This window comes from Pseudomonas sp. GW822-FHT04C11, assembly GCF_058800905.1.
This window is the reverse complement of the sequence record NZ_JBXAMS010000005.1, coordinates 333,628-345,855: the sequence shown is the minus strand read 5'-3', so window position 1 is coordinate 345,855 and position 12,228 is coordinate 333,628. Positions and strand designations below refer to the sequence as shown.

10 protein-coding genes are annotated in these 12,228 nt (G+C 59.2%); 4 read left to right on the top strand and 6 right to left on the bottom strand.

Annotated elements, in window-relative coordinates; genetic code table 11:
• Positions 1 to 20 precede the first annotated feature (20 nt).
• From glpD to AC1RJ3_RS11240, 4 genes are all read right to left on the bottom strand, one after another.
• Positions 21 to 1,559: a glycerol-3-phosphate dehydrogenase gene (glpD, locus tag AC1RJ3_RS11255; protein WP_347927898.1), complete on the bottom strand. Its 1,539-nt coding sequence runs from the start codon at positions 1,557 to 1,559 to the stop codon at positions 21 to 23.
• Positions 1,560 to 1,895: 336 nt separating this feature from the next.
• On the bottom strand, positions 1,896 to 2,651 hold the full coding sequence (locus AC1RJ3_RS11250) for a DeoR/GlpR family transcriptional regulator (protein WP_493078946.1): 756 nt from the start codon (positions 2,649 to 2,651) through the stop codon (positions 1,896 to 1,898).
• Positions 2,652 to 2,746: 95 nt separating this feature from the next.
• Complete coding sequence (gene glpK / locus AC1RJ3_RS11245; RefSeq protein WP_493078944.1) at positions 2,747 to 4,252, bottom strand: glycerol kinase GlpK; 1,506 nt, start codon at positions 4,250 to 4,252, stop codon at positions 2,747 to 2,749.
• Positions 4,253 to 4,329: 77 nt separating this feature from the next.
• On the bottom strand, positions 4,330 to 5,181 hold the full coding sequence (locus AC1RJ3_RS11240; protein WP_054593815.1) for an MIP/aquaporin family protein: 852 nt from the start codon (positions 5,179 to 5,181) through the stop codon (positions 4,330 to 4,332).
• A gap of 369 nt (positions 5,182 to 5,550) precedes the next feature.
• Here AC1RJ3_RS11240 and ybaK point away from each other — a divergent pair, with 369 nt between their 5' ends.
• A complete protein-coding gene (gene ybaK, locus AC1RJ3_RS11235) occupies positions 5,551 to 6,021 on the top strand; it encodes a Cys-tRNA(Pro) deacylase (RefSeq protein ID WP_054593814.1) in 471 nt (156 codons plus the stop codon).
• Positions 6,022 to 6,262: 241 nt separating this feature from the next.
• Positions 6,263 to 7,045, top strand: a complete 783-nt coding sequence (locus AC1RJ3_RS11230) for a PhzF family phenazine biosynthesis protein (RefSeq protein WP_493078941.1) — start codon at positions 6,263 to 6,265, stop codon at positions 7,043 to 7,045.
• A gap of 166 nt (positions 7,046 to 7,211) precedes the next feature.
• Here AC1RJ3_RS11230 and AC1RJ3_RS11225 read toward each other — a convergent pair whose 3' ends face one another.
• Both AC1RJ3_RS11225 and argF read right to left on the bottom strand, forming a co-directional pair.
• Positions 7,212 to 8,321 carry an ABC transporter ATP-binding protein gene (locus tag AC1RJ3_RS11225; protein WP_493078939.1) on the bottom strand — a complete coding sequence of 370 codons (1,110 nt, stop codon included), beginning with the start codon at positions 8,319 to 8,321 and terminating at the stop codon, positions 7,212 to 7,214.
• Positions 8,318 to 9,238 (bottom strand): ornithine carbamoyltransferase, encoded by a 921-nt coding sequence (argF, locus tag AC1RJ3_RS11220; RefSeq protein WP_054593811.1) that lies wholly within the window; start codon positions 9,236 to 9,238, stop codon positions 8,318 to 8,320. Before argF ends, AC1RJ3_RS11225 begins: the two co-directional genes overlap by 4 nt.
• 415 nt (positions 9,239 to 9,653) lie before the next feature.
• Between argF and plzR the strand changes: the two genes are divergently transcribed.
• Positions 9,654 to 9,944, top strand: coding sequence for a PlzR type 4 pili assembly inhibitor (gene plzR, locus AC1RJ3_RS11215; RefSeq protein WP_054593810.1), 291 nt, complete (start codon positions 9,654 to 9,656; stop codon positions 9,942 to 9,944).
• Between the two features lie 124 nt (positions 9,945 to 10,068).
• Entirely contained in the window at positions 10,069 to 12,177 is a 2,109-nt protein-coding gene (locus tag AC1RJ3_RS11210; protein WP_493078936.1) for a molybdopterin oxidoreductase family protein, read from the top strand.
• Positions 12,178 to 12,228: the final 51 nt, after the last annotated feature.

The following is a 12,228-nucleotide window of genomic DNA, read 5'->3' as shown; positions in this document are numbered from 1 at the left end:
TGGTTGAGCCGGGTTACCGATCAGGCCGCTTCGATCTTGCTGCGGTTCTGCTCGAGCTTGTTCAGGTACAGCTGGACGTTCTCTTGCTCTGCCTGGGTGGTGAACAAACCCAGTTTGCTGCGACGCCAGAGAATGTCGTGAGCGCTGGTGGCCCATTCTTCGCTGCACAGGTAATCGACTTCGCGGGTGTAGAGACCGCCACCGAGGTGTTCGCCCATGTCCTTCAGGCTCTGTACACCTTCAAGCAGGCGCCAGGTACGGCTGCCATAGGTGGTGGCCCAGCGTCGGGCGATTTCCGTCGGCAACCAGTCGAACTTGTCGCGAATCAACGCGCTCAAGGCCTGTGGCGTGGTCATGTCTTCGCCGCCCGGCAGGGTCGCTTGCGCGGTCCAGCTCGGCTTCATGCCCTTGAAGTACGGTGCCAGCTGCGCCATGGCCGACTCGGCCAGTTTGCGGTAGGTGGTCAGTTTGCCACCGAACACCGACAGCAGCGGTGCTTCTTCTGCGCTGCCAGACAGCGCCAGGGTGTAATCGCGGGTCACGGCCGAAGGATTGTCGGATTCGTCGTTGCACAGCGGACGAACGCCGGAATAGGTGTGCAGGATGTCGCTGCGGCTGATTTGTTTCTTGAAGTGCGCGTTGACCACTTTCAGCAGGTAATCGGTCTCGCCTTCGGTGATCGCGACTTTCGCTGGATCGCCGGTGTACTCACGGTCCGTGGTACCAATCAGGGTGAATTGATTGAGGTATGGAATGGTGAACACGATGCGTTGGTCTTCGTTCTGCAAGATATGCGCGTGTTCGCCTTCGTACAGCTTCGGCACGATCAGGTGGCTGCCCTGAATCAGGCGGATGCCGTAAGGCGATTCCATCTTCAGGTCATCACGAATGAACTTGGCGACCCATGGACCGGCGGCATTCACCAGTGCTTTGGCGCGGATCGAGAACAGGCGGCCATCGGTGCGTTCCAGGTTCAACTCCCACAGGCCTTTGCTGCGACGGGCGCTGACACAGCGGGTCTGGGTGTGCACGTGGGCGCCTTTTTCGCGGGCAGCCATGGCATTGAGCACCACCAGACGGGCGTCGTCGACCCAGCAATCGGAGTATTCGAAGCCTTTGGTGATTTCGCTTTTCAGCGCACTGTCGGCCCCGAACTTCAGGCTTTTGGAGCCGGCGAGTTTTTCCCGCTTGCCAAGATGGTCATAAAGGAACAGGCCTGCACGGATCATCCACGCCGGGCGCAGGTGCGGACGGTGTGGCAACACGAAGCGCATTGGCTTGACGATGTGCGGGGCCTTGGCCAACAGCACTTCACGCTCGGCCAAGGCCTCGCGCACGAGGCGGAATTCGTAGTGTTCGAGGTAGCGCAGGCCGCCGTGGATCAGCTTGCTGCTGGCGGACGAGGTATGACTGGCCAGATCGTCCTTTTCGCAAAGGAACACCGAAAGACCGCGACCGGCGGCATCCGCTGCAATCCCCACACCGTTTATCCCACCACCAATGACGGCGATATCGTAGACCTCGGCAAGAGGGGGCATAGGTAAGGTTGAAGTGGGCATCGGCTGGCCTCGGGGTACTTTCTATATTTGAATTCGAACATTAATGTTCATTTGCGAAAATAGTAGCGCATAAATCCAGGCGCAACCAGTCGGCTTCGATTGAAAATTCTGATCGAAGAGAGGGGAAAGGAAAATTTTCGAACATTTAGAGGGCGTGCGTCGCTTTTGTGGCGAGGGAGCTTGCTCCCGCTGGGGCGCACAGCGGCCCTAAAGCCTGAATCTGCAATTTGTCAGGCGCATTGCATCAAGCAATTTACGGCTGCTGCGCCCGAGCACGGACCGGCCGGCGGGAGAAAGCTCCCTCGCCACGGGGGAGCTTGCTCTTGAGATAGGTGGTTAAACCACTTCCAGCCGAATCTTGTGCTGGCTCAGCAGTTGCGCCAATGCCGGAACCGGCGCGTGGTCGGTCACCAGGCAGTCGATCAGGCTGATCGGTCCCAGGCGGACCATGGCGTTGCGGCCGAACTTGCTGGAGTCTGCTGCCAGCAGGACTTGCCGGGCGTTGGCGATGATCGCCTGGGAGACCCGTACTTCCTGGTAGTCAAAGTCGAGCAGGCTGCCGTCTTCATCGATACCACTGATGCCGACCAGCGCAAAGTCGACCTTGAACTGGTTGATGAAGTCGACGCAGGCCTGACCGACTACGCCGCCATCACGGCGCACGTTGCCACCGGCCAGCAGGACTTCGAAGTCATCCTTGGCGCTGAGGATCGAGGCGACGTGCAGGTTATTGGTGATCACCTTGAGATGGTTGTGATTGAGCAGCGCCCGGGCAATGGATTCGGTGGTGGTACCGATATTGATGAACAGCGAGGCGTGATCGGGGATTTGTGCGGCGATAGCTTCGGCGATGCGCTGTTTCTCATCGCGCATCTGATCGGCGCGCATGGCGTAGGCGGTGTTTTCGACACTTGAATCGTAAGCGGCGCCGCCATGATAGCGACGCAGCAAATTCACTTCCGCCAATTGATTGATATCGCGGCGGATGGTCTGTGGTGTAACAACAAATAGCTGAGCCATTTCCTCGATGCTGACGTAGCCGCGTTCGCGGACCAGTTCGAGGATTTGCTGCTGACGGGGAGGCAGATTCATAGGGCTTCCTTTGGGCTGCCGTGCAAAATTTGCCCATGATGCCGTACGAATCACCTCCCTACCAGTTACATACCGATACGAATCCGCTACTTGGCTTATTCAGCGCCTTCGTGCGGTTCCCAGTCGCGGGTGCGGCTGACGGCTTTTTTCCAGCCGGCGTAGAGTTTTTCCTTCGCTGTTTCGTCCAGTTGCGGGTCGAACTCGCGCTCGATCACTGCCTTGCCGCGCAGTTCGTCCAGGCTGCCCCAGAAGCCGCAGGCCAGGCCGGCCAGGTAGGCGGCGCCCAGTGCAGTGGTTTCACGCATTTGCGGGCGCTCGACCTTGGTGCCGAGGATGTCCGCCTGGAATTGCATCAGGAAGTTGTTGGCGACCGCACCGCCGTCTACGCGCAGAGCCTTGAGTCGTTCGCCGGAGTCTTGTTGCATGGCGTCGAGTACGTCGCGGGTCTGGTAGGCAATCGACTCCAGTGCGGCACGAATGATGTGATCGACGCGTACGCCGCGAGTCAGGCCGAACAGTGCGCCACGGGCATACGGGTCCCAGTACGGGGCGCCGAGGCCGGTGAAGGCGGGTACCAGGTACACGCCGTTGCTGTCCTTGACCTTGTTGGCGAAGTATTCGGTGTCGTGAGCGTCGTTGATGATCTTCAGCTCGTCGCGCAGCCACTGAACGGTGGAGCCGCCGTTGAACACCGCGCCTTCCAGTGCGTAGGCCACTTCGCCGCGTGGGCCGCAGGCGATGGTGGTGAGCATGCCGTGCCGGGATTTAACCGCTTTGTCGCCGGTGTTCATCAGCAGGAAGCAGCCGGTGCCGTAGGTGTTTTTCGCCTGGCCCGGTTCAACGCACATCTGGCCGAATAGCGCGGCCTGTTGGTCACCGGCAATACCGCCGATGGCGATGCCGCTTTTGGTGTGGCCATAGATTTCCGATGACGACTTGACCTCCGGGAGCATCTCACGCGGGATGTCCAGCACTTCGAGCATCTTCGCGTCCCACTCCAGAGTGTGGATGTTGAAGAGCATGGTGCGCGAGGCGTTGGTGTAGTCGGTGACGTGGGTCTTGCCGCCGGTAAATTTCCAGATCAGCCAGCTGTCGACGGTGCCGAACAGCAGCTCGCCTTTGCGTGCGCGTTCGCGGCTGCCTTCGACGTTGTCGAGGATCCACTTGAGTTTGGTGCCGGAGAAGTACGGGTCGGTGACCAGGCCAGTGGTTTCGCTGATGTACTGCTCAAAGCCGTCGCGCTTGAGTTGCTGGCAGATTTCGGTGCTGCGGCGGCACTGCCAGACGATTGCGTTGTAGATCGGCCGGCCAGTGGTCTTGTCCCAGACCACAGTGGTTTCACGCTGGTTGGTGATGCCGATGGCCGCTACCTGATCGTGATGCAGGCCGGCTTGCGCCAGGGCTTCGACCATCACGGCGCTTTGGGTCGCGAAGATTTCCATCGGGTCGTGTTCGACCCAGCCGGCCTGCGGGTAATGCTGGGCGAATTCACGTTGCGCAGTGCAGACCACGTTGGCGTCACGGTCGAAAATGATCGCCCGGGAGCTGGTCGTACCCTGATCGAGGGCAATGATGTAGTTCTTATTCTGAATGTCGGTCATGTCGATTGCCTTGGACGAAATAAAGGAGTGGGTTGGGGCGCGTGATCAATGGTGGGCAGGATCGCGCGCCGCCGCTTTCAGGAGATTCGTGCTTTGCCGTCAATGGCAGGTTCTGCATCCTTTGTAGCAGGTATGGCGATCGGTAGATGGCGGGCAATCAGCCCGCGATAGGCCGCAGCGCCGAGGCAGGCACCCAGGATCGGTGCAAAAATCGGAATCAGGAAGTACGGAATATCACGGCCGCCAGTGAAGGAAATTTCACCCCAGCCAGCGAAGAAAGTCATCAGCTTAGGACCGAAGTCTCGCGCGGGGTTCATCGCAAAACCGGTCAGCGGGCCCATCGAGCTACCAATAACGGCGATCAGCAAGCCGATCAACAGTGGCGCCAACGGGCCTTTAGGCAGGCCATTGTTGTCGTCGGTCAGGGACATGATCACGCCCATCAGGATCGCGGTGATGATCACCTCCACCAGAAACGCCTGGGCTGTCGACAGGGCAGGGTTCGGGAACGTGGAGAACACCGAGGCCAGTTCGAGGCTGGCTTGTGTGCCACGAACCATCTGGTGAGTTTGTTCGAAATCGAAGAACAGGTTGCTGTAAAGCGTGTAAACCAACAACGCTGCGCAGAAGGCACCAGCGACCTGGGAGAAGATGTAGAGCGGCAGTTTACGCTTCTCGAAATCAGCGAATATGCACAGTGCGATGCTGACGGCCGGGTTCAGGTGAGCGCCGGAAACACCTGCGGTCAGGTAGATCGCCATGCTGACGCCGATCCCCCAGATGATGCTGATTTCCCAAAGTCCAAAGCTGGCACCCGCGACTTTGAGCGCGGCAACACAGCCAGTACCAAAAAAAATCAATAAGGCAGTACCCAGGAACTCGGCCATGCATTGGCTCGAGAGCGATGGTTGTTGCGATGCAGTTGTCATTGAAAACCTCGTTTTTGTTGTTGTTGGGCGCTCTTCTCGAAATGGTCAGGGCGCGATTTTCACCGAGGCAGGATCCCCATCCTGGTCTCGGCCTACTGCCGGGTACTACGCAGAAACGTTTATGTATTATTCAGATTCGAAAAAATATAGACAAGAAATGCTGATGTCAAAGGTCGAAAGTGAACCATCGGTCATATTTAAACTATTGGTCAGCTGAATGATCATTTGGATGGGCTCGGGAGATGGCTGGATTTTGTCCTGCGTTTGCTTATTCCTGAGCGGGTAGGGGCCGGTAATAGAGCCTTTTGCTCGGTGATGGCCTAGAATCCAGCGCAGTATTTTTCTGCTATCGCCAGGCTTGGAGCTGCCATGACCCCCGCATTGGATCTGTTGAAAAAAGTTCGTGCCGAACATCGCGTGCACAGTTATGAACATGATCCGAAGGCTGCGTCCTACGGTCTGGAGGCAGCGGAAAAGCTCGGGCTGGATCCGGCGCAAGTGTTCAAGACGCTGTTGGCCGCGAGTGAGAAGGGGGAGTTGCTGGTGGCCGTCGTACCGGTCGTCGGAAGTCTGGACTTAAAAGCGCTGGCGCATGCCGCCGGGGTGAAGAAAGTCGAAATGGCTGATCCCGCCGCCGCGCAACGGGCCACCGGTTACTTGCTGGGGGGCATCAGCCCGTTAGGGCAGAAGAAGCGTTTGCGCACGTTCATCGATAACAGTGCGCAGCCTTTCGCGAGTATTTACGTCAGCGCTGGCCGGCGTGGCCTTGAGGTCGAGTTGGCAGCGACGGTGCTGGCCGAGCACACCCAAGCCAAATTCGCCGATATCGGCCGGGCCTGACCACCGCGCTGTATGGTGAAAATCGGCAGGTTCTGTCTCTGGTAGCCGGGTAATGGCCGTTGCATGCTCGCCTTCGCCTAGGCCCTGTACGAAAACTGCCTGCACGTCGACCAGGCTGCGTTAAAAACAGGCTCGGAATGCTCATTTAGGGGCCTAAACTCCGCTTCCTCGCCTGTTTTTGCCTTGCCTGATCGCCGTTCGGCGAGTTTTCGTACAGGCCCTAACAAGAAGGAGAACACTCATGCAGCTAGCGTTTCATCAGGTCGACGCGTTCAGTGACCAACCGTTCAGTGGCAATCCGGCAATGGTCTATCGGCTCGACGCCTGGCTCGCTGATGAGCTGATGCAAAAAATAGCCGCTGAACACAACCTTGCCGAAACTGCGTTTGTGGTGCGTGAGGCGCAAGGCTGGCGTATCCGCTGGTTCACGCCGACCACCGAAGTACCGTTGTGCGGCCATGCGACGCTGGCCAGTGCTTATGTGTTGTTCGAGGTCTATAAAGAACCGGTCGAGCGCCTGGACTTCATCAGCAAGTCCGGCCCCTTGAGTGTGCGTCGGGAAGGCGAGCGGCTGTGGCTGGACTTTCCGGCGATTGAACTGCGCGAAGTCGGCGTGACCCTCGATGTGCAGCGGGCGCTGGGCGTGCAGGCAATTGATGTGCTGGGTTCCAACGAATTGTTCGTGGTGCTGGAGTCGGAGCAGGCGGTGCTCGATTGCCAGCCGGACATGGCCGCGCTGGCGAAGCTGCCTTGGCCCGGCGCGATCGTGACTGCGCCGGGTTCGCGGCATGATTTCGTCTCGCGGTACTTCGCACCGGCCATCGGTATCAACGAAGACCCGGTCACTGGCTCGACTCATTGCAGCCTGATTCCGTACTGGGCGCAGCGTTTGGATAAATCGAGCCTGACGGCGTATCAGTGTTCGGCGCGGGGCGGGGCGTTGTTTTGCCGCCTGGAAGGGGATCGGGTGAAGATCGGGGGTAACGCGACGCTGGTGGCCAGCGGGACGTTGATGATGGGTTAACTCATCAATCAGTGTGTGAGTGCGGGCCGGCTTTTGTGGGAGCTGGCTTGCCTGCGATGGCATCAACTCGTTTCGGCACTAAACCGAGTCGCCTGCATCGCGGGCAAGCCCGGCTCCCACAAAAGCCGGTTCCCACAAAAGCCGCTTCCACATTAGTCCGTATTGTTCAATGCGCAGCGCTGTACCGACGAACCCCGGACTCTACCGCCGGAATGTGCGCTGCCGTGCTGCCTGAGGCCTGGAACAGCACCAGGTGTTCGGCGGCCACGCGAATGCCGACATCGGCGCCGACCAGATGGTCGGCATGGCTCGGAAAGATCGATTCCAGTTGGCTGCCGGTCGGTAGCTGCAAGCGATACAACGTCGACGCACCCAGAAAGGTCTTGCCAACGATCCGTGCCTTCAGTGGGCTGGCGGGCGCGTAAACGATATCGTCGGGGCGCAGCAACACATCCACGGCGCCACCGGCAGGCCAGGTGTACGCGCGATTACCGCGCAGCACACCCAGTTCGGTCTGCACTGATTCCGGGGTCTGCAACTGACCGCGAATGAAATAACCCTGACCGATAAAGCTCGCCACAAACGGTGTTTGCGGTTCGTGGTAGAGGTTGTAAGGCGTGTCCCACTGCTCCAGTCGACCCTCCTTGAACACGCCAACCTGATCGCTGACGGCAAAGGCTTCTTCCTGGTCGTGAGTCACCAGAATCGCACTGGTGCCGCGAGCCTTGAGGATGTCCCGGACTTCATGGCTGAGCTTGCGGCGTAATTCGCCATCGAGGTTGGAGAACGGTTCGTCGAGCAACAGCAGTTGCGGCTCCGGTGCCAACGCCCGGGCCAGTGCCACGCGCTGTTGCTGGCCGCCGGAAAGCTCATGCGGGAAGCGCTTGCCGAGGTGCTTCAGGTTGACCAGTTCAAGCATCTCTTCGGTGACCCGATCCTTCTGTGGATGCTTGCGAATGCCAAAGGCGATGTTCTCGGCCACGCTCAGGTGCGGGAACAGCGCATAGTCCTGGAACACCATGCCGATTCGGCGTTTTTCCGGCGCGAGGGTGAAACCGGCGCTGGAGATGGTTTCACCGGCCAGCTGGATTTCCCCTTCGTGAATCGGTTCAAAGCCTGCAATCGCCCGCAGAGTGGTGGTCTTGCCGCAGCCGGACGAGCCGAGCAGGCAACCGATGTCACCGGCATTGAGGTGCAGGTTGAGGTTCTGGACGACCCGCTGGTCTTGATAGCCGCAGGCCAGATTACGCAGGTTCAGCAGTAATGAATGACTCATGCGTGGTGATATGAAGGCGGAACGAGAAACTCGAGCAGGGCTTTTTGCGCATGCAGACGGTTCTCGGCCTGATCCCAGGCAACCGAACGCGGGTCGTCGAGCAGATCGAGGCTGATTTCTTCACCTCGGTGCGCGGGCAGGCAGTGCATGAACAATACATCCGCGGCGGCCAGATCGAGCAGGGCACGATTAACCTGGAACGGTGCGAACAGCTTGAGGCGCTTGGCGGTTTCCTCTTCCTGGCCCATGGAGGTCCAGACGTCGGTGCTGACCAGATGAGCGCCGCGTACCGCTTCCCGAGGATCGCGGACGATAGTCACCCGATCACCGGCCTTGGCCACGAACTCAGGGTTTGGCTCATAGCCTTCAGGGCAGGCGATGCGCAACTGGAAGTCGAACTGGATGGCGGCTTCTATATAGCTGTTGCACATGTTGTTGCCGTCGCCGATCCAGGCCACGGTCTTGCCCTGGATCGAGCCGCGATGTTCGAGGAAGGTCTGCATGTCGGCCAGCAACTGGCACGGGTGCAGGTCATCGGACAGGCCATTGATGACGGGCACGCGCGAGTTGGCGGCGAATTCGGTCAGGGTGCTGTGGGCGAAGGTACGGATCATCACCGCGTCGAGCATGCGCGACATGACGATGGCGCAGTCGCCGATCGGTTCGCCGCGACCCAGTTGGGTGTCACGGGGTGACAGGAAAATCGCCTGGCCGCCCAGCTGGATCATGCCGGCTTCAAACGACAGCCGGGTGCGCGTCGAGGATTTCTCGAAGATCATCCCGAGTACGCGATTTTTCAACGGCTCGAACAGTACGCCGCGGTTACGCAGGTCTTTGAGCTCAATGCCTCGACGGATCACGCTGACCAGCTCTTCGGGCGTGCAATCCATCAGGGAGAGAAAGTGCCTTGCGCTCATCATTGACTACCTTTTTGCAACAGACCGCAGATACTCAAAGCCTTGTTTAACTGAAAAACGGGCGAGACCTGCGGCGTAAGCCGCACGAGGCGACGAAATAGGGGAAGGCGCGATCTTATAATTAAATGTCGCGTCTTACCAATAGGGCTACGGTTTTTAGGGGATTTAAGAGAGCCTGCGGGATAACCGCAGTAGCGCTTTTGAAGCCTGTTTCCTGACAGTAGCAACCCCTTTGTACACTGCCCTCGCGCGCCTTGGCAATCAAGCGGGGCGGGCAAAGTACGGTCTCGGTCGGTTTCTGACCTGTCGGACAGGGTAGTTGCAGGCAGGATCCAGCCTGCCTCCGCTTGAAACATTTGCTAATGCAAAGTGCTGGGTTATAACTAAGTCACGAGTGACAGAGGAAGCCTATGGAATGGAATCGAAAGAACAGCAATTGTTAGAGCTGCTGGGCCTCACGGCACGCACCCTGACTCACCTGACCGCTTCCATGACCTCAATGTCCTTTGAGTTGATGCGTAGCGAGGATGAGGTGACCAAGGCTGCAGGTCGACGGATGATCGACCGCATGGCCACCGTCAGCGCCGGGCTCGACGAGCACTGGCGCCTGATTGGCGAACTCACGGGCGTGCACATTGCCCAGGAACAGATCGAAACCATCCAGGAAATCCAGCTTCAAGCGCCCTCCAGGCTTCCCCAAGGCTAATATCGGCGGGCCTGATGGGCCTCGATTCACAAGACGAACGTCGCTGGCGCAGCGCTCGGTCACAGCCCATAGTTTTGTTCCCGCAACCGGATGCCGGTTGTCTCGAATAAAACAGAGAATGGCCATGACCAAGACTCTTCATCACCGTGCCTGCCACCTGTGTGAAGCCATTTGCGGCTTGACCATCGAAACCACTGCAACCGAAGACGCTGGCGTGCAAATCACCTCGATCAAGGGTGATCCGCAGGACAGCTTCAGTCGCGGTCATATCTGCCCCAAGGCCGTGGCGCTGCAAGATATCCAGAACGATCCCGACCGCCTGCGACAGCCGATGCTGCGGGTCGGCAGCGAGTGGCAAGCGATCGCCTGGGACGAGGCATTTGCACTGGTGGCCGAACGCCTGTCGGCGATTCAGGAGCGCCATGGCCAGAACGCCGTCGCGGTTTATCAGGGCAATCCCAGCGTGCACAACTATGGGTTGATGACCCACAGCAATTACTTCCTTGGCTTGCTGAAAACCCGCAACCGTTTCTCTGCAACCTCGGTCGATCAGTTACCTCAGCATCTCACCAGCCATTTGATGTACGGCCATGGTTTGCTGTTGCCGATTCCGGACATCGATCACACCGATTTCATGCTGATCCTGGGCGGCAATCCGCTGGCCTCCAACGGCAGCATCATGACCGTGCCGGATGTCGAAAAGCGCTTGAAGGCGATTCAGGCCCGGGGCGGCAAAGTGGTGGTGGTCGATCCGCGTCGCAGCGAAACGGCAGCGATTGCCGATCAACATATATTTGTCCGTCCAGGCGGTGATGCGGCGCTGTTATTCGGGTTGCTCAATACCGTGTTCGCCGAAGGCTTGAGCCGCGACAGTCATTTGCCGGTAGACGGGCTGGAGGAGGTTCGTCAGGCCGTCGCATCCTTTAGTGCCGAGGCCATGAGCCCGCTGTGCGCCGTGCCGGCCGAGCAGATTCGTCAGTTGGCGCGAGACTTCGCCAGCGCGAAAACTGCCGTGTGTTATGGCCGTATGGGCGTTTCGACCCAGGCGTTCGGCACCTTGTGTCATTGGCTGGTGCAACTGCTAAATCTGGTTACCGGCAACCTGGATCGGGTCGGCGGCGCGCTGTGCACCGAGCCTGCGGTTGACCTGGTGGCGTCGACCTCGGGCGGGCATTTCAATCGCTGGCAAAGCCGCGTGTCTGGCCGTCCGGAATACGCCGGTGAGTTGCCGGTGTCGGCTCTGGCCGAAGAGATGCTCACTGAAGGTGAAGGGCAGGTGCGGGCGTTGATTACCGTGGCCGGTAACCCGGTGTTGTCTACACCCAATGGTCGACAACTGGAGCAGGCGCTGGACGGGCTGGAATTCATGCTCAGCATCGACCTGTATATCAACGAGACCACGCGTTATGCCGACTTGATTCTGCCGTCGACCTCGGCGCTGGAAAACGATCACTACGACACCACGTTCAATATGTTCGCGGTGCGCAACGTCAGCCGTTTCAACCGGGCAATCCTGCCCAAGCCCGACGGTGCGCTGCACGATTGGGAGATTTTCGTCGGTCTGGCCCAGGCCTTTGCGGCGAAAACCGGCAAAGAGCTCAAGCCGACGATGCCCCCGGCGAAGATGATCGACCTCGGTTTGCGAGCCGGGCGCTTTGGTGATGCATCGCCGCACAAACTGTCGGTGGCGACCTTGTTCGATCATCCTCACGGGGTCGATCTGGGCGCTCTTCAGGCAAACCTGGCGCCACGTCTGAAAACCGCCAACCAGCGCGTGCAGGCGGCGCCACCGGCGATCCTGGCCGACCTTGCACGATTTTCCGCATTGCAGGCACCGGTTGCCGATGAGCTATTGATGATCGGCCGCCGCCATGTGCGCAGCAATAACTCGTGGATGCATAACTACCACCGTCTGGTGAAAGGCAAACCGCGTCATCAGTTGCTGATGCACCCGGACGATCTTTCCAGTCGCGGGCTCAGCGATGGGCAACGGGTGCGGGTCAGTTCACGGGTCGGGGTGATCGAAGTCGAAGTGCTGAGCAGTGTCGAGATGATGAAAGGCGTGGTCAGCCTGCCGCACGGTTGGGGCCATGCCCGGCCGGGCGTGCAGATGACCATTGCCATGGGCCAACCAGGCTCCAGCGCCAATGACCTGACCGATGAGCGCCAGCTCGATGAGTTGTCAGGAAACGCGGCGCTTAATGGTGTACCGGTGACCGTCGCGGCAGCGTAAGTGTCTGTCGGGGAGACCGAGCATGGCGCTCGGCTTTCCGTTACAATGCGT